At 68.4% G+C, this 17,277-nt stretch carries 13 protein-coding genes; 8 read left to right on the top strand and 5 right to left on the bottom strand.

Annotation, left to right across the window (positions count from 1 at the left end):
• Positions 1 to 32 precede the first annotated feature (32 nt).
• From FHW81_RS17935 to kynB, 5 genes are all read right to left on the bottom strand, one after another.
• Positions 33 to 1,937 (bottom strand): 10S-dioxygenase, encoded by a 1,905-nt coding sequence (locus tag FHW81_RS17935; RefSeq protein WP_033980855.1) that lies wholly within the window; start codon positions 1,935 to 1,937, stop codon positions 33 to 35.
• Between the two features lie 39 nt (positions 1,938 to 1,976).
• Entirely contained in the window at positions 1,977 to 3,851 is a 1,875-nt protein-coding gene (locus FHW81_RS17930) for a (7S,10S)-hydroperoxide diol synthase (protein ID WP_016253489.1), read from the bottom strand.
• A 284-nt stretch (positions 3,852 to 4,135) separates the two neighbouring features.
• On the bottom strand, positions 4,136 to 5,542 hold the full coding sequence (locus tag FHW81_RS17925; protein ID WP_003114855.1) for an amino acid permease: 1,407 nt from the start codon (positions 5,540 to 5,542) through the stop codon (positions 4,136 to 4,138).
• A 155-nt stretch (positions 5,543 to 5,697) separates the two neighbouring features.
• On the bottom strand, positions 5,698 to 6,948 hold the full coding sequence (kynU, locus tag FHW81_RS17920; RefSeq protein ID WP_003114854.1) for a kynureninase: 1,251 nt from the start codon (positions 6,946 to 6,948) through the stop codon (positions 5,698 to 5,700).
• 3 nt (positions 6,949 to 6,951) lie between these two features.
• Positions 6,952 to 7,593 carry a kynurenine formamidase KynB gene (gene kynB, locus FHW81_RS17915; RefSeq protein ID WP_010794122.1) on the bottom strand — a complete coding sequence of 214 codons (642 nt, stop codon included), beginning with the start codon at positions 7,591 to 7,593 and terminating at the stop codon, positions 6,952 to 6,954.
• Between the two features lie 132 nt (positions 7,594 to 7,725).
• On the opposite strand from kynB, the gene kynR reads away from it, so the two are divergent.
• From kynR to FHW81_RS17875, 8 genes are all read left to right on the top strand, one after another.
• Complete coding sequence (kynR, locus tag FHW81_RS17910; protein WP_003088777.1) at positions 7,726 to 8,202, top strand: kynurenine pathway transcriptional regulator KynR; 477 nt, start codon at positions 7,726 to 7,728, stop codon at positions 8,200 to 8,202.
• Positions 8,203 to 8,403: 201 nt separating this feature from the next.
• The gene (locus tag FHW81_RS17905; RefSeq protein ID WP_003142518.1) at positions 8,404 to 9,678 is read left to right on the top strand and encodes an aromatic ring-hydroxylating oxygenase subunit alpha; all 1,275 of its coding nucleotides are present in this window, start codon (positions 8,404 to 8,406) and stop codon (positions 9,676 to 9,678) included.
• 87 nt (positions 9,679 to 9,765) lie between these two features.
• Entirely contained in the window at positions 9,766 to 11,598 is a 1,833-nt protein-coding gene (asnB, locus tag FHW81_RS17900; RefSeq protein WP_003105325.1) for an asparagine synthase (glutamine-hydrolyzing), read from the top strand.
• Between the two features lie 27 nt (positions 11,599 to 11,625).
• Positions 11,626 to 12,135, top strand: coding sequence for an aromatic-ring-hydroxylating dioxygenase subunit beta (locus tag FHW81_RS17895; RefSeq protein WP_003105327.1), 510 nt, complete (start codon positions 11,626 to 11,628; stop codon positions 12,133 to 12,135).
• Between the two features lie 10 nt (positions 12,136 to 12,145).
• On the top strand, positions 12,146 to 13,048 hold the full coding sequence (locus FHW81_RS17890) for an alpha/beta fold hydrolase (RefSeq protein ID WP_060774243.1): 903 nt from the start codon (positions 12,146 to 12,148) through the stop codon (positions 13,046 to 13,048).
• Positions 13,045 to 13,701, top strand: coding sequence for a hypothetical protein (locus FHW81_RS17885; RefSeq protein WP_003118518.1), 657 nt, complete (start codon positions 13,045 to 13,047; stop codon positions 13,699 to 13,701). The genes FHW81_RS17890 and FHW81_RS17885 overlap by 4 nt, the downstream gene beginning before the upstream one ends.
• A complete protein-coding gene (locus FHW81_RS17880) occupies positions 13,685 to 14,533 on the top strand; it encodes a class I SAM-dependent methyltransferase (RefSeq protein WP_003105335.1) in 849 nt (282 codons plus the stop codon). The genes FHW81_RS17885 and FHW81_RS17880 overlap by 17 nt, the downstream gene beginning before the upstream one ends.
• Before the next feature lie 91 nt (positions 14,534 to 14,624).
• Entirely contained in the window at positions 14,625 to 17,276 is a 2,652-nt protein-coding gene (locus FHW81_RS17875) for a TonB-dependent receptor (protein ID WP_023091359.1), read from the top strand.
• Position 17,277: the final 1 nt, after the last annotated feature.

Below are 17,277 nucleotides of genomic sequence, written 5' to 3'. Positions count from 1 at the left end.
CGCGGCCGGGAGCGCCGGCCGCGCGAGGGGCTTCAGAGGGTCTTCATGTACTCGACCAGGGCGCGGCGCTGCTGCTCGTTGAACTGCGCGTTGCCGTAGTCGTGGCCGCCATTGGCGTTGCCCGGCTTGCCGCTGTCGAAGAGGAAGCGGTTGGCGCCGCCGGCATCGGTGATGTAGCCGACGTTGACCGGGTCGAACTCGACGCTGCCGGTATAGAAGGTCCGCGGCCGCAGGTCCGGCGGCAGCAGCAGATCGTAGAGGGTCGCCACCGAGCCGTTGTGCAGGTAGGGCGGGCTGGCCCAGATACCGTTCAGCGGGCGCGCCTTGTAGGCCATCAGGTCGCTGGTCATCGCCAGGCACTGCTCCAGGCGCCGGGCCTTGTCGCTGCCGGCCGCGACGTTTTCGGCCAGGAGCAGGGCGCCTGGCGCGTCCGCGGCGGTCGCTTCGGCGCTGTCGGCGTCGGGGCTGTCCGGCACCGGACTGATCAGCGGCGGCAACTGCCCGTCGAAGATGCCCAGGGCGGCGGTCTGGAAGGCACCCAGGGCGACGCTCAGGCCGCGCGCGGCCAGGGCCTGGACCACCACTTCCTGGAGCACGTCCACCGCATAGGCCTGCTTGCCGTAGAAACCGCGCTGGCCGGTGCCGACGAAGGACAGGTAGGGCTTGCCGCGCACGTAGCCGGTCTTCAGTTGGGCGATGCTGTTGCAGGCGGTCCACGGGTCGGTGCCGATCGGCGCGACCTCGCCGCGCGCCTGCAGGTGGGTGAGCACGGTCTTCACCGGGGTCCGCAGGTCGTTGCGGTCCAGCGGCGTGTGGCAGCTGGAGCAATGTTGCCGGTACAGCTCGCGGCCCTCGGCGACCCTGGTCGGCTCCGGGGCGCCGAACAGCTGGTTCGGCCAGGCCGGCGGCTTCAGTTGGCCGAGCTGGTCTTCGATGCGGATCAGGTTGTCGACGTTGATGCTCGACGGGTAGCCGATGTGCAGCGCCGACTGGATCGGGCTGAGCACCTTGACGTCGGCGAATACCCCGACCGCCTCGCCGGCGTTGCGCGCCAGGGCGCCGACGTCGAACTTGCGGTTGTCGATCTCGACCACGTTGATGTGGTTCGGGTTGAAGCCGGTCCACTGTACGCGGTCCAGCTGCGGTACGTTCCACAGGAACGGATAGCTCACGGGGGCGTCCTCGGCGCCGTAGATCTGCTCGTCGGCATGCAGTTCGTAGCCCACCGAGTTGAAGATCGAACCGATGGCGTCCAGGCGGCCCGGGCCGAACTCGGGATCGTGCGGCAGGTTGAAGTGCGAGCCGTCGCGCAGGCGCACGATGGTGGCGTCCAGGGCTGCCTGCAGGCGTGCCTTGTTGGCGTCGTTGTAGCCGCTGACCAGGCCATCGGCGCCGAGCACCTTGCGGGCGAAGCGCTCGAACTTGGCGGTGTCGGCGCGGGTGCTCTGCAGGGCGCCGAGGATCTCCAGCTGGAAGCCGGCGAGGTCGCCCATGGTCTGCCCGCCGTAGACGGTCAGCTGGGTGCCCTGGTAGCTGATGTGCGAAGTGTGGCACATGCTGCAGGTCGGTCCGACCCAGGGTTCCCTGGAGCCCTGCAGGGCTTTCCAGCGCAGCTTGGTGAAGGTCAGGTCGCTGTCGTCGCTGCGGTCGACCGCGTAGCCCTGCACCACCTTCACGCTGGAACCGCCGAGGGTGTGCGGGACATAGCCGTACTGGCGGATCAGCGCATCGGACATCAGCGGTTCTTCGCTGGCGCACTGCTCCAGCGCCACCAGCCAGGCCAGCGGCAGCATCCGCGAGCCCTGGCCGGCTTCCAGCCAGGCGGTCTTCTGGGTCTGGTTCCAGCCCTGGTCGAGGTCGACGCCGCTGTCGTCGGCGAATGCCGGGGCACCGGCGAGGACGGAAAGGATGGCAAGGCTGAGTCGCGATAGGGTCATCGGGCGGTTCTCTCTATTGGGCATGTGGGCGGGGCCGGCTCACAGGGTCTTGAGGTATTCGAGCAGCGCCAGGCGCTGGCTTTCGTCGTACTCGCGGGCGAAGTCGTGGCCGGCGTTGGAGTTGCCTTCCAGGTGGGTGTCGAAAAGGAAGGCGTTGTCCGGGCCGGGCGCGGTGAGGTAGCCGACCCGGCTCGGATCGAACTCGTGGCTGCCGGTGTAGAAGGTGGCCGGCCGTTGCTCCTGGGGCAGCAGCAGGTCGTACAGCGACGGCACCGAACCGTTGTGCAGGTAGGGTGCGGTGGCCCAGATGCCGTTCAGCGGGCGAGCGATGTAGCCGAGGAATGGATGCTCGGTATTCAGGCAGTAGTCCTTGCGCGCACTCTTGTCGGTGGGGACTTCGCCGGCGGCGAGGCTCTGCGCCTGGCTGTCGGCAGGGGCGGCGCCGGCCAGCAGCAATTGTCCGGCGGGCACCGCTTGCAGGCTGTCGGAGCCGGGCAGGGTCTGCTGCCCGGTGACGATGGCGTGGATGATCTCGGCGATGCCGTCGGCCAGCTGGCCTTTCTTGCCGAGCATGATCTGGAACACCTCGGGGACCTGCATGTCGGCGATCTTCGAAGTCCGCCCGACGATGCCGACGCCGCTGGGGGTGCCGAGGGACGGTCGGAACAGGCCGAAGTAGTTGCCGCTGGGGCTGCTGAAGGTGAAGGTGTTGCAGGCCATCCACGGGTCGGTGCCGATCGGCGCGTCGTCGCCATGGGCCTTCAGGCGCACCTGGCGGACCTTGATCGGGGTTTGCAGGTCGTCGCGGCCGATGCTCGCATGGCAGGCCGCGCAGTTCTCCTCGTAGAGGCGCTTGCCCTGGGCCAGCCTGGCGCTGTCCGGGGCGCCGAACAGCTGGCTCGGCCAGGCCGGCGCCTTGAGCTTGTGGATCAGGCCCTCGACACGGGTCAGGTTGTCCACGCGGATGCTCGATATATAGCCCTCCAGGCCGGACAGCGGATGGCTGACCACGTCGCCGTAGTCGCCCTGGACCACGCCGATGTCGCCGGCCAGGTAGCCGAGGTCGAAGACCTGGCCGTTGAGGTCGAGGACCTTGACGTTGGGCACGAATCCGCTGGATTGCAGCTTGTCCATCTGCAACGTGTGCCACAGTGCCGGGAAGCTGGTCGGCGCGTCGGTCGGGTTCGCTTGCAGATGGCGGGCGCCGGAGTTGATTGCCGCGCGGTTGAGTGACTGGCCGGTGGCGTCGAGGCGCCCCGGGCCGGGTTGCAGGTCGGTCGCGGACATGCTCAGCAGGGTGTCGATCAGCGCCGCGCGTTTGACCAGGGCGGCCTTCAGCAGCTCGCGGTTGGCCGGGCTGTCCTCGCTGCCGAGGACGTTGCCGGCGAAGCGCGCGAACTTGTCGCCGTCGTCGCTGGTGCGGCGCAGCGCGGCGAGCACTTCGTCGAAGATCGCCTGGACGTTGGCCAGGGTGGCGCCGGCGTCGACGGTCAGTTCGCTGCCGCGGTAACTGATGTCGGTGGAGTGGCAGCCGGCGCAATTCAGCCCGACCCAGGGTTCGCTGGACGACTGGCGGGCTTTCCAGCGCAGGCGGGTGTCGGAGAACTGGCTGTCGTCCTGCTGGTCGAGGGCGAAGCCGCGCGGCAGGCGCAGTTCGCCGCCTTGCCAGTTGCGCAGGGGAAAGCCGAGGCGCCGGGCGTTGTCTTCGGAGAACAGGCGTTCCTCGCTGTTCGGACGTTCCAGCGCCTGGGCCCAGGCCAGCGGCAGCAGCCGCGAACCGAGTGAGGCGTCGTACCAGGAGGCGCGCTGCTCGGCGTTCCAGCCTTGCTCGAGCTGGATTTCGGTGGCGACGGCAGGGTTGCCGGCGGCGGCCAGTGCGGCGGCCAGCAGGACCCGCGAAAAGGTCGGATGCATCGTGTTCCCCTCATGGCTGACGACGTCTGCGTCCCCACAGGGCAGAGCGATGCAGTGCGCTCGATGGCTGGGCGTGCCGCCACTTCGTCCCTGACGGGAGCGCGCCGGCCGCGGCGCGCCGCGGGCCGGAACGTCCGGTTGGGCATACGCTACGGAGTCGCGGCGGCCGGCGGGTAATGCTTTTTGTGCGACGGAAAAGGTATGGGAAACGGAACCGCCCGGTCCGGAAAGGGCGCGCCGGTCGGGCTTCGCCGGGCGCGCCAGGTTCGCAGGGCGGAGAGCGCCTAGGGCGTTGCCCGTTCTATCGGACAATCCCTGCCGGGCTTGCGGACGAAGACCAGGTAGAGTGCGCTGAGCAGCGCGAGGAACGGCACGCCGAAGACCAGGGTCATGCGGAACGCCTCGGTGAAGAAGGTGGTGACCAGGATCGCCGCCATCAGCGCCAGGCCGAGCAATGTCGACCAGGGCGCCAGGCGCATGCGGAAGGCCAGCGGCGCGCCGCCGTGGCGGGCGCGGTGGCGGCGGAAGCAGAGGTGGGTGAAGAAGATCATCAGCCAGGTGAAGAGGGCGCCGAACATCGACACCGCCATCATCAGGGTGAAGGACTGCTCGGGGTAGACTAGGTTGAGCAGGGTCGCCAGGGCGATACCGACGCTCGACAGCAGCAGCGCGTTCAGCGGCACGCCCTGGCGGCTCAGTTCGCCGAGGCCCTTCGGCGCGTGCCCCGCGCGCGACAGGCTGAACATCATCCGGGTGGTGATGTAGAGCTGGCTGTTCATCGCCGACAGCGCGGCCACCAGCACCACGAAGTTCATCACCCCGGTGGCGCCGGGCAGGCCGATCGCCTGCATCACCGTGACGAACGGGCTCTGGCTCTGCCCGGCCTGGTCCCAGGGGACGATGGCGAGCATCAGCGCCAGGGTCAGCAGGTAGAACACCACCAGGCGCACGATGGTCGAGCGGAACGCCGACCTCACCGCCTGTTCCGGATGTTCGGCCTCGGCGGCGGCGACCGCGATCATCTCCACGCTGAGATAACTGAAGATCGACACCACCACGGCGATCCACATGCCTTTCAGGCCGTGCGGGAAGAAGCCGCCGTGGGCGCTGTAGTTGTGCACGCCGTAGGCCGGGTTGGCGGAGCCGAACACCAGGTAGGCGCCGAGCAGGATGAAGGCGACGATGGCGGCGATCTTCAGTGTCGAGAAGCAGTATTCGAAGTTGCCGAAGGCTTTCACGCTGCTGGCGTTCAGGCCGATCAGCAGGGTCGAGAAGGAGATGATCCAGACCCATTCCGGGATACCGGCGAACCAGTACTTCATGTACATGGCCACCGCCGTGACCTCGGTGCCCACCGCCAGGACGATGGCCGCCCAGTAGGCGTAGCGCACCAGGAACCCGGCCAGCGGGCCGACGTAGTGCTCGGCGAAGGCGCCGAACGAGCCGGGGGTGGCATGGGCCACGGTCATTTCCGCCAGGCAGCCCATCAGCAGCAGGGTGATCAGCGCGCCGATGGCATAGCTGAGCAGGACGCTGGGGCCGGCGAAACCGATGGCGAAGGCGCTGCCCATGAACAGGCCGGTGCCGATGGCGCCGCCGATGGCGATCATGCTCATCTGCGCGGCCGAGAGCCGCCGTTGCAGGCCCTGTTCGCGGCGCGAGATGGCCTCGAAGCCCTGGGGGTCGTTCATCTGGATGTCCTCTGGAATCTTATTGGGGTTCTTATGAATTGCCGAGGGAACGTCGGTGGCGATGTGCGGGTGCCGGTCGCGGGCTCCTGTGCGCGAGAGCGGTGGGTGCTCGCGGGCCGCGCCGGGAATACCGGCGCGGTCCGCGTGGGCGGGACTCAGGTCACCTTGTGCCGGACCTGGTAGCGCGGCTCTTTCCAGGCTTCGCTCTGGAGGATTTCCAGCAACGCCTGCACCGCATCCCAGACCTCGACGAAGCGGGTGTACAGCGGGGTGAAGCCGAAGCGCAGGATGCCCGGCTCGCGGTAGTCGCCGATTACCCCCCGGTCGATCAGGGCCTGGACGATGGCGTAGCCCTGGGCATGCTCGAAGCTGACATGGCTGCCGCGCCGGGCATGCTCGCGCGGGGTCACCAGGGTCAGGCCGAAGCGTTCGCAACGGCTTTCCACCAATTCGATGAACAGATCGGCGAGGGCCAGCGACTTGTCGCGCAGGCGCTGCATGTCGGTCCGGGCGAAGATATCCAGGCCGCATTCGACCAGGGCCAGCGAGGTGATCGGCTGGGTGCCGCAGAGGAACCGGGTGATGCCTTCGCCGGGCTGGTAGCGCGGCTCCATGGCGAACTGGCGGGAATGACCGAACCAGCCGGACAGCGGTTGCCAGACACGCTCGCGCAGGCGCGGCGCGACCCACACGTAGGCCGGCGAGCCGGGGCCGCCGTTGAGGTACTTGTAGGTGCAGCCGATGGCGTAGTCGGCGTCGGCCGCGTGCAGGTCCAGCGGCAGCGCGCCGGCCGAGTGGGCCAGGTCCCAGATCGCCAGGGCGCCGTTTTCGTGGACCAGGCGGGTGACCTCGCGCATGTCGTGCAGGTAGCCGGTCTTGTAGTTGACATGGCTGAGCATCACCACCGCGGTATCCGCGTCGATCGCCGCCGGCAATTGCTCCGGGTCATCTACCAGGCGTAGCCGGTAGCCGCGCTGGAGCATGTCGGTAAGGCCCTCGGCGATGTACAGATCAGTGGGGAAGTTGCTCGATTCGGAAACGATCACCTTGCGCCCTGGCGCGTCTTCCTCCTGGATCCGCAGGGCGGCGCTGAGCACCTTGAACAGGTTGATCGATGTGGTGTCGGTGATCACCACTTCGCCGGCGCGCGCGCCGATCAGGGGCGCCAGCTTGTCGCCGAGGCGCTCAGGCAGGCCGCGCCAGTCGGCGCTGTTCCAGCTGCGGATGAGCCCCTCGCCCCATTCCGCGGCGACCACTTCGGCGGCGCGCTCCACGGCGGCCCGGGGGCGGGCGCCGAGGGAGTTGCCGTCGAGGTAGATCACGCCGTCGGGCAGGGCGAACAGTTGGCGCAGGTCGGCCAGGGGATCGCCGGCGTCGAGCGCCAGGCAGTCGTCACGAGTGGTCATCGGTTACTCCGCGGTAGGCAGGGCGCGCAGCACGGCACGCACCGGGCTGGCATCGAGGTGGGTGAATTTCAGCGGCAGGGCGAGCAGTTCGTAGTCGCCGGCGGGCACGTCGTCGAGGACCACGCCTTCGAGGATCGCCATGCCGTGGCGGCCCACCGCGTGGTGGGCGTCGAGGGTCTTGGAGTGCTGGGGGTCGAGCGACGGGGTGTCGATGCCGACCAGCCTGACGCCGTGCTCGGCGAGGCACTCGATGGTGGCCGGAGCGATAGCGCAGAAGCCTTCCGGCCAGTTCGCCGGGACCCGTTCGAAGGTCCGCAGCAGCACCCGCGAGGGCAGGTCGTCGAGCTGGCCGGCGAGGTGTTCGGGGGTCACCAGCGGGTTAGCGCCGATACAGTGGATCACCCGGCACGGTCCCATGTAGACGTCCAGCGGCACCTGGCCGATGGGCAGGCCGTCGGCGCGGTAGTGCAGGGGGCCGTCGACGTGGGCGCCGGTATGCGGCGAAAGGGTGATCCGGCCGACGTTGACCGGGCACTGCTCGTCCAGCCGCGCCGCCCATTCCTGCTGGAACGGCGTGTCGCCGGGCCAGGTCGGCGTGTTCGGGTCGAGGGCGGGACTGATGTCCCAGTAGCGGAGCGAAGTCATTGTTTTTCTCCGGAAATCCAGCGAATGATAATGAACGAGATTTCGGAGAATTTTCGTGCGAAATGCAAGGTCGCATGGCAATCTATTCGCACAAAATTCGAAGATAGCTATTCATTCTGATAGGAACTGCACATGTCCCTGGACGCCATCGATCTGCGCATTCTCCGTCACCTGCAGCAGGACGGGCGGATGAGCAACCAGGACCTGGCGGAGAAGGTCTCCCTCTCGCCATCCGCCTGCCTGCGCCGGCTGCGCCTGCTGGAAAGCGAGGGGATCATCCGCGGCTACTCGGTGGAACTGGATGCCGAGCGACTGGGCGTGGAGCTGGAAGCCATCGTCCATGTGTCGCTGCGCCAGGACGTCGAGGGTTGGCACGAGGCGTTCATCGCCAGGGTCCGGGACTGGCCGGAGGTAGTCACCGCCTATGTGGTGACCGGCGCCACCAACTATGTGCTACGGGTCCGGGCGCGCAACCTCAAGCACTATTCGGACTTCATCGTGAACAAGCTGAACCGCGCCGCCGGCGTCACCGACATCCGCTCGGAAATCGTCCTGCAGGAGATCAAGGCCGGTGCCGACCTGCTCGACCTGGTGAACCTGAAGAGTTGAACGGGGCGACCCCTCATAAAAGCATGAGTGCAATGAGAGGGACGAATTTTCAGTCGCCGAGGGAAATAATTATTTTGTCTTTTTTCATGGGGTTACGAGTTATTAGCTAATGAATAAATAGTCTGCCGGAATTGATTTTCCCCGTGCTAGGTTTCCTCCGTCCCCGTTGCCGGGTTGTCAACGTTACACGGAGGTTAGGCGGTGAGTGAATATATCGAGACCGACGACGCAAGTTACTTCCGGGTCAGGCGCCAGGCCTATGTTTCCGCGGAACTGCACCGGCGCGAACTGCACGAGATATTCGACGACAGCTGGCTGTATGCCGCCCACCTCAGCGAACTGCGCGAGCCCGGCGACTTCATCACCCGCGACGTCGGCGGGCGCAACCTGATCATCCAGCGTCGCGCCGATGGCGAGCCGGCGGTCTACCTGAACGCCTGCGCGCACCGTGGGGCCAAGGTCTGCGCCGAGCGCCAGGGCAACAGCCAGCGTTTCACCTGTCCCTACCATGGCTGGACCTACGACAGCCACGGCAGCCTGATCGGCCTGCCGGACAAGGCCGCCTACCAGCATGCCGGGCAATGCCATCCGGAGCTGTCCCTGACACGGGTGAAACACGCGGTCTACCGCAACTTCCTGTTCATCCACTACGCCGCCCGGCAACCGTCCCTGGAAACCTACCTGGGCCAGGCGAAGGACTATATCGACCTGATCTGCGACCAGTCCGAGGCGGAACTGGAGATCATCCCCGGCGGCTTCGAGCATTCGATCAAGGCCAACTGGAAGCTGCTCGCGGAAAACGGCGTGGACGCCTACCACCTGCCGTTCGCCCACAAGCGCTACCTGGAATACCTGAATACCCTCGGCACCGATCCGGAGTCGCACAAGCGCCACGGTCGCGGCGAGGCGCTGGGCAACGGCCACGCGCTGATCATCAGCGGGCCGCCGTCCACCGGACGGCCGATCGCCTACTGGAGCCCGTTGTTCCCGGAAGCGCTCAAGCCGTCCATCGCCGCCAAGTTCGAACGCCTGGTGGAACGCTTCGGGCAGGCGCGGGCAGAGGACATCGCCCACACCAACAAAAGCCTGTTCATCTTTCCCAACCTGGTGATCAACGACATCCTCGGCCTGAACATCCGCTCGTTCTTCCCGACTGCCGCCGATGAGGTCAGCGTCACCGTATGGGGCGCCGGCTTCGCCGATGAGACCCGCGAGGAGCGGGCGGCGCGGATCAATGGGTTGATCTCGTTCATCGGCCCGGGCGGTTTCGGCACCCCCGACGACGTCGAGATCCTCGAATCCTGTCAGCGCGCCTACGCCCACGCCGCCCTCGGCTACAGCGATTTTTCCCGCGGCATGGGACCGGCAACCCGCCGCCACGTCGACGAGGAGCAGAACCGCGGCTTCTGGCGCGAGTGGAGCCGCCGGCTCGGGCAGCAGCCCGCCGCCCTGCGGCGTCTCGCCGTGGCCGTCTGAGCCGTCTTCAACCATCGCTCCCTGCAGATCCCTGCGCGCCGCCCTGGCTACGCGGGGAATAAAGGGTCACTGCAAGGAACGTCATCCATGTGTGGAATCACCGGCTGGACCGACTGGAGCCGCGACCTCGGCGAGCAGCGCAGCATCCTCGAACGCATGACCCGTACCCTGGCCCCGCGCGGGCCGGACGCCGAAGGCCTGTGGCTGTCGCGGCACGCGCTGCTCGGCCATCGGCGCCTGGCGATCATCGACCTGGAGAACGGCGCCCAGCCGATGCTTGCCGAGGCTGGCGGGCGGGTGGCGCTGACCTACAGCGGCGAGGTCTACAACTTCCGCGAGCTGCGCGCCGAGCTGGAGACGCTGGGCCAGGTCTTCCGCACCCGCTCGGACACCGAAGTGGTGCTGCGCGCCTATCTGCAATGGGGCGAGGCTTCCTTCGCCCGCCTCCGCGGCATCTACGGCTTCGCCCTGTGGGACGAGCGCGAGCAGAGCCTGTGGCTGGTGCGCGATCGCTTCGGGGTCAAGCCGCTGTACTACTACCCGACCGCCGGAGGCGTGCTGTTCGCCTCGGAACCCAAGGCGATCTTCGCCAACCCCGAGGCCAACCCGGTGCTCGACGCCAGCGGCATCGCCGAGCTGTTCGCCCTGACCACCGCGCCGACTCCCGGCCACGGCCTGTACAAGGGCCTGCGCCAGGTCCGGCCGGGCCAGGCGCTGCGCTTCGACCGCAATGGTGTGCGCGAGTTGGTCTACTGGGCGCTGCGCGCGGAACGTCACGAAGAGGGCGCCGAGGACAGCGCCGAACGCGCCGGCCAGTTGCTCCGCGAGGCGGTGGCCGAGCAACTGGTGGCCGACGTCCCGCTGGGCAGCCTGCTTTCCGGCGGGCTCGACTCCAGCGCCATCAGTGCCTTCGCGGTGGCCGCGCTGGATGGCGACGCGCGGCGCCTGCCGACCTTCTCCGTGGACTTCCCCGGCGAAGGCCGCGGCTTCGTCCCGACGCCCTGGCAAAGCAGCTGGGACGAACCCTATGCGCAGCTGGCGGCGAACTTCCTCGGTACGCCGCACCGTACCGTGCTGGTCGCCCCGGAAGAGGTGCTGGAACAGGACGAGGCGGTGCTCCAGGCCCGCGACCTGCCCGGCTGGGGCGAGCTGGACGCCTCGCTCTACCTGCTGTTCCGCCAGGTCCGCGAGCACACCACGGTGGCACTGTCGGGCGAGTCGGCCGACGAGGTGTTCGGCGGCTACCCGTTCTTCCACGACCCGAGCGCCCTCGCACACGACGGCTTCCCCTGGCTGGCCGGCAAGAGCGGGCCCTGGCAACTGCTGCGGCGGGAGGTCGCCGAACGGGTGGCGGCGCCGGAATACATCCGGGCGCGCTACCGCGAGGCCCTCGCCGAAGTGCCGCGGCTGGATGGCGAGGATGCCGCCCAGCGACGCCAGCGCGAGGTCGCCTACCTGGCGCTGAGCCGCTGGCTGCCGGCGATGCTCGAACGCAAGGACCGGATGAGCATGGCGGTCGGCCTGGAAGTGCGCGTGCCGTTCTGCGACCACCGCCTGGTGGAGTACGTATGGAACCTGCCCTGGGCGCTGAAGAGCGTCGCCGGGGAAAGCAAGAGCCTGCTGCGCCGGGCCCTGCGCGGGCACCTGCCGCAGGCGATCCTGGAGCGGCGCAAGAGCGGTTTCCCGGCCAACCCCGACCCACGTTACCTGGCGCTGCTGCGCGAGCGGGTCGGCCGCCTGCTCGACGACGGCCGCTCGCCGCTGTTCGAACTGGTGGACGCCGGGCGGGTCCGCCAGGCTCTCGAACAGGGCACGCCGCTGCCCAGCCCGCGTGCCTCGGCGAGCCCGACCGCCGGCCTGGCCTACCTGCTGAACCTGGACCGCTGGCTGACCCGCCATGGGGTCGACATCAGCCTCTGAGCGGCACTTTCTTCCCGGAGGATACTCATGAGCCTTGCCTTGTCCCGTCCCGACAGCGACCTGCTGGCGCGGGTCAGCGATTTCCTCGTCGCCGAAGCCGAGCTGCTCGACGACCGCCTGCTGGATACCTGGTTCGCGCTGTTCGAGCGCGCCGCACGCTACCGGGTGCTGCCCTTGCAGGAGCAACTGGCCGGCCAGGCGCCGGAGGACAGCCTGTACATCATCGACGACGACCACGTGCGCCTGCGCGAGCGGGTCGACAGCATCCTCGGCGGGCATACCTGGATGGAGCAGCCGCGCTCGCGCACCCGCCGCCTGGTGGGCAACGTGCGGCTGAAGCGGGTCGAGGGCGAACTGGTCAGCAGCCGCAGCAACTTCGTCGTCCATCAGTTCCGCAACCGCGAGGCCTGGAGCTTCGTCGGCGAAGCCAGTCATGTCCTGCGCGACGGCCCCGGGGGCTTGCGCATCGTCTCGCGGGAGATCCGCCTGGACCACGAGACCATCAGCGCCCAGCGGCGTATCAGCATCATCCTGTGAGGCGCCGCCTATGAATACCGATCCGTTGCTGCCCGGCTTCGACTACCTGACCCTGCACACCTCCGCCGCGCGCCTCCGCGTCGCCGTGAAGGGCAGCGGCCCGCCGCTGCTGCTGTTGCATGGCTATCCGCAGACCCACCTGGCCTGGCATCGCATCGCTCCGCGCCTGGCCGAGGACTACAGCGTGGTCCTCGCCGACCTGCGCGGCTATGGCGAATCGCGGGCGCTGGACGAGGAGGGCGCCGACTATTCCAAGGCCGCGCTGGCCCGCGACCAACTGGAAACGATGGGCCAGCTAGGCTTCGAACGCTTCGCGGTGATCGGCCACGACCGCGGCGCGCGGGTCGGCTATCGCCTGGCGCTGGACCATCCGCAAGCGGTCGCGGCCTTCGTCTCGCTGACCGTGGTGCCGATCCTCGACAACTGGGCCGCGGTGAACAAGGCCTTCGCCCTCAACGCCTATCACTGGTTCCTCCTCGCCCAGCCGTACGACCTGCCGGAGCGCCTGATCGGCGCCGATCCGGAGCACTTCCTCGACTACACCCTGCGACGCATGGCCCAGGGCCGCAACATCTACCACCCGCAGGCGCTGGAAAGTTACCGCCGGGCGTTCCGCGACCCCGCCGTGCGCCATGCGATGTGCGAGGACTACCGGGCCGCGGTGGGCGTCGATGCCGACGCCGACCAGGCCGATCGCGACGCCGGCCGGCGCCTGCAATGCCCGGTCCAGGTGCTCTGGCAGGAGCGCCCCTACGCCGCCGGGCAGCATCCGCTGGAAATCTGGAAGACCTGGGCCGGGCAGGTCGAGGGCGCCGCCATCGGCGCCAGCCACATGCTTCCCGAGGACGCGCCGGACGCCGTGCTGGAGCACCTGCTGGGGTTTCTCGCCAGCCACCGGGAGGCGCTCCGATGAGCGCCGTCGAACGCGATCCGGCGGCGCAGGCGACGCTCTGGCGACAGCGGGTGTTCGAGGTGCACGCGGCGATGTCCGCCTACGTCGCCGAGCGCCATCGGCGTGAAGACCTGGGGGACTGGGTGGCGACCAGCGCGCGGATATTCGCCGATCTGCCGGCGACCGACGACCTGCGCGCCGAAGCCTGGCAGGCGGTGTTCTTCCGCGCCCAGGCGCTGATCGAACAGTTCATCGTCGCGCGCCCGGCGGATTACCGGCTCGACGACTGGGCGCGCGCCACCGCGCGGATCTATCGCGCGCTGGAACCGGCGGGGCGGGGCGATCCGGCCAGCGCCGCCGACCGTCTGGCACGCCAGGCCGCGCTCTACGGTTCGCGTTTCGAGGTGCAGGCCGAGGCTGACGGGCGCGCGGTATTCCACAACCGTCACTGCGCGATCTGGGACTACCGCGAGCGCGCCCGCGCCCGAGGCGTGCCGATCACCCTGGAGTCGGCCTGCACCTATTGCACCAAGCTGCTGTCGGCGTTCGTCGCCGCCAGCGATTGCCGCGCCGACTGGCGGCTCTACGAAGAGCCGCAAGGCCACGGCTGCGTATGGACCATCACGGCGGACAGCCTCAACCAAGGAGCAGGCGTACATGAACGCGATCATTGAACAGGCGCGCAGCCTGGACGGCTACCAGGATTCCAGCGAACTGCTGCAACGTCGCGACCAGGACTGGGTGCTCGACCGCGCCGGCATCGAGCCGCGCAGCCTGCTCGATCTCGGCTGCGGCATCGGCTCGCTGCTGCTCGGCGGCGCCCGGCGCTGGCCCGGCCTGCAACGGTTGTGGGGCATCGAGCGTTCGCCGCTACGCCTGGAGCAGGCGCGCGCGCAGTTGCGCGGGGCTGGCGTCGAGGCGCGTCTGCTGGAGGGCGACCTGCTCGACCTGCCGCCGCTGGCGGAACGCTTCGAGCTGATCAGCATGACCGCCGTGCTGCACTGGCTGTATCCCGATGAAGAGCGGCTGTTCCGGTGGGTCGCGCGGCACCTCGAGGCGCAGGGGGTATTCCTGTTCACCTCGCACCATCCGTTCGCCGAGGATGGCCTCGGCGGCGAGGACGACCTGGTCGCCCAGGCCCTGGTCGAGATGGGCCTGGCTGCGCCGGAACGGGTGGCGGCGCTCTACGCGGAAGCCGGGCTGCTGCCGATGGGCACCCGCACCCGTGGCCGGGAGGCGTTGCGCGAACGCGTCGAACGACACTTCCGGGTCGACTCCATCGTCTCCCGCCCGGCGGTCCTGCGTGTCGCCGACTCCGCCGAATACCAGCGTTTCCACGCCGCCACCTTCGGCACCTATTTCGCACCGCTGGTGCCGGCGACGCGCCTGGAGGAATTCTTCGTCCGCCTCGGGCGGATCGCCGAGCGGCGCATGCAGGCCGACGGACAGGTCAGCGAAATCCCGGTCAGTGTCTGGCGCTGCCGGGCTCGGGAGGGCGAGGCATAACCTTATGCGCAATCGGTCTGCCGCGCGGCTGAAAATCGGTACGGGCAATTGCACTCGGTGGCATCCGCAACCGATCAAGGATGAACCGACCATGTCCAACCCGCGTTCGCCACGTCTTCGACTTGTCCCCGTGCTCTGCGCGGTCGGCCTGGCCTGCCTTGGCCAGCCCGGCGAGTCGGCGGCAGAGGAGGTCCGCGCCACCAGCAGCGCCGAGATTAAGCGCTTCGACATCCCGGCCGGCGAACTGGCCCAGGTACTACTGAGCATAGTCCGCCAGAGTCGCACCCCGATCGCCTTCGACCAGCACCTGGTGGAGGGCCTGCCGGCACCGGCGATCCAGGGCTCCTACAGCGTCGAGCAGGCGCTGCAGCGGGCCTTGCAGGGCAGCGGCCTGGAATACAGCCGCAGCGCCGCTGGCGTGCTCAGCCTGCAACGCGCCACGGCGCCGGATGCCGCGCTGCCGGCGGCGAAGCCCGCCGGGACCCTGGCCACGGTGGTGGTCACCGGCACCCGCAAGGCCGATGTCAAGGCCGGCGAGAGCCTGGCACCGATCGATGTGGTCAGCGCCGAGCAATTGCGCGACAGTGGCAGCGGCGACCTGCGCGACGCCCTGGTGCGCCTGCTGCCCTCGCTGTCGCGCCAGGCCCAGGCCTACAACGCTTCGGCGCTGACCAACGCGCAGTCGCTGCGCGGCCTGAGTCCCAACCACGTGCTGGTGCTGGTGAACGGCAAGCGCCGTCACGAGACCGCCAACATCAATGTCAGCGGCGGGCTGCAGAGCGGCTCCACCGGGGTCGACCTGGATACCATCCCGCTCGCCGCCATCGAGCGCATCGAGGTGCTGCGCGACGGCGCCTCGGCGCAGTACGGCTCGGACGCCATCGCCGGGGTGATCAACGTCATCCTCAAGTCGGCCGACCACGGCGGCCGGCTCGCCTACGACAACGGTCGCTACGGCGATGGCGACGGCCTGACCCAGAACGGCGGGGTGAATGGCGGCCTGCGTTTCGGCGAGAGCGGTTTCCTCAACCTCAGCGCGCAGTTCCGCGAACAGGCGCGGACCATCCGCGCCGGCATCGACCAGCGTACCGGGCACTACGGCAACCCGTCCATCGGCGACCCTTCGCTGCACCGCCAGGCGCTGGCCTACAACGCCGGCGTGGCGCTGGACGACAACGTCGAGCTGTACAGCTTCGCCACCTATACCCATCGCTCGGTGTCCTCGGCGCAGATCTACCAGTTGCCGTCCCTGGCGCCGCGACTCTATCCGAACGGCTTCACCCCGCGCATCACCAGCGACGAGGACGACTATTCGCTGACCCTCGGCGCCCGTGGCGGCGAGCTGTTCGGCGCCTGGGACTGGGACCTCAGTTCGACCTACGGTGCCGACCGCCCGGAGATCGGCATGGACCATTCGATCAACCTCGCCCTCTACGGCGAGACCGGCGATTCGCCGCGCTCCTTCGACCTGGCGCGCTACAAGGCCACCCAGTGGACCAACAATCTCGACCTGCGCCGCGACTTCGACCTCGCCTGGCTGCCGGCGCCGCTGAATTTCTCCTGGGGCCTGGAGCAGCGCCGCGAGCTCTACGAGGTCGAGGCCGGCGATCCCTGGTCCTACTACAACGGCGGTTCCAAGGCACTCCCCGGGCAGGCGCCGGCCACCGCCGGACAGTGGAGCCGCGACGTGCTCGGCGCCTATCTCGACCTGTCCATCGCCCTCGACGAGCGCTGGCAACTGGAGACGGCGGCGCGCTACGAGCACTACAGCGACTTCGGCAGCACCACCAACGGCAAGCTCGCCAGCCGCTACCGCTTCAGCCCCGAGGTATCGGCGCGGGCCAGTCTCAGCAGCGGCTTCCGCGCGCCGTCGCTGGCCCAGGAGAACTACACAAGCCTGGGCGTCTCGCCGACCATCGCCAGCGGCCTGCTGGCGGTCAACTCGCCGGCGGCCAGGCTGCTCGGCGCCGAAGACCTGGAGCCGGAAAAATCGATCAGCTACAACCTCGGCCTGGTGCTCGATCCCTTGCCGGACCTGAACCTGGCCATCGACGCCTATCGCATCGAGATCCGCGACCGCATCGTCGACGGTGCCACCTATTCCGGACAGCCGGCGATCGATGCGCTGCGCGCCGGCGGGATCAGCATCCCGGCCGGACTGACCCAGGTCAGCACCCACTACATGACCAACGGCGCCGACACCCGTACCCACGGCCTCGACCTCACCGCCAGCTACCTGACCCGGCTCGGCGAGTGGGGCCGGATCGACTGGCGCCTGGGCGCCAACGTCAATCGCACGAAGCTGGTCAGGAATCATCGCGGGCGCAACGGCCAGCCGCTGCTCAACGACCAGCAGCAGGCCTGGATCACCAGCTCCACGCCGCGCAGCCAGGTCAGCCTGCAGGCCGACTGGAGCTACCGGCGCTGGGGCCTGACCCTGCGCGAAACGCGCTACAGCAAGACGGTTTCCGAACTGGACTACTACACCGGCGAGCATGCCTATTCGACCACGGTCTTCAACCGCTTCGAGAACTCGCCCAAGTACATCACCGACGTTGCCCTGCGCTATGCGGCGAGCCGCAACCTGACCCTGAGCGCCGGGGCCAACAATCTGTTCGACGTGAAGCCCGACAAGCTGCCGGCCGAGAGCGCCTACCTCGGCTTCAACCAGTACGACACCTATGCCTCGCAGATCAGCTTCAACGGCGCCTTCTACTACCTCGGCGCGGCCTACACCTTCTAAG

Origin of the sequence: Pseudomonas sp. RC10-4-2 (assembly GCF_050433085.1) — a bacterium.
In the GTDB taxonomy this organism is placed as follows: Bacteria; Pseudomonadota; Gammaproteobacteria; order Pseudomonadales; family Pseudomonadaceae; genus Pseudomonas; species Pseudomonas aeruginosa.
Note: the sequence above shows the minus strand (reverse complement) of the source record. Positions and strands in the feature narration are given on the sequence as shown.

Excerpts from the sequence above, each read along its gene's own strand:
- FHW81_RS17930 (WP_016253489.1), bottom strand. The coding sequence starts at position 3,851 with ATGCATCCGACCTTTTCGCGGGTCCTGCTGGCCGCCGCACTGGCCGCC.
- kynR (WP_003088777.1), top strand. The coding sequence starts at position 7,726 with ATGTCCCTGGACGCCATCGATCTGCGCATTCTCCGTCACCTGCAGCAG.
- asnB (WP_003105325.1), top strand. The coding sequence starts at position 9,766 with ATGTGTGGAATCACCGGCTGGACCGACTGGAGCCGCGACCTCGGCGAG.
- FHW81_RS17880 (WP_003105335.1), top strand. The coding sequence starts at position 13,685 with ATGAACGCGATCATTGAACAGGCGCGCAGCCTGGACGGCTACCAGGAT.
- FHW81_RS17925 (WP_003114855.1), bottom strand. The coding sequence starts at position 5,542 with ATGAACGACCCCCAGGGCTTCGAGGCCATCTCGCGCCGCGAACAGGGC.
- kynU (WP_003114854.1), bottom strand. The coding sequence starts at position 6,948 with ATGACCACTCGTGACGACTGCCTGGCGCTCGACGCCGGCGATCCCCTG.
- FHW81_RS17895 (WP_003105327.1), top strand. The coding sequence starts at position 11,626 with ATGAGCCTTGCCTTGTCCCGTCCCGACAGCGACCTGCTGGCGCGGGTC.
- FHW81_RS17875 (WP_023091359.1), top strand. The coding sequence starts at position 14,625 with ATGTCCAACCCGCGTTCGCCACGTCTTCGACTTGTCCCCGTGCTCTGC.
- FHW81_RS17885 (WP_003118518.1), top strand. The coding sequence starts at position 13,045 with ATGAGCGCCGTCGAACGCGATCCGGCGGCGCAGGCGACGCTCTGGCGA.
- kynB (WP_010794122.1), bottom strand. The coding sequence starts at position 7,593 with ATGACTTCGCTCCGCTACTGGGACATCAGTCCCGCCCTCGACCCGAAC.
- FHW81_RS17935 (WP_033980855.1), bottom strand. The coding sequence starts at position 1,937 with ATGACCCTATCGCGACTCAGCCTTGCCATCCTTTCCGTCCTCGCCGGT.
- FHW81_RS17890 (WP_060774243.1), top strand. The coding sequence starts at position 12,146 with ATGAATACCGATCCGTTGCTGCCCGGCTTCGACTACCTGACCCTGCAC.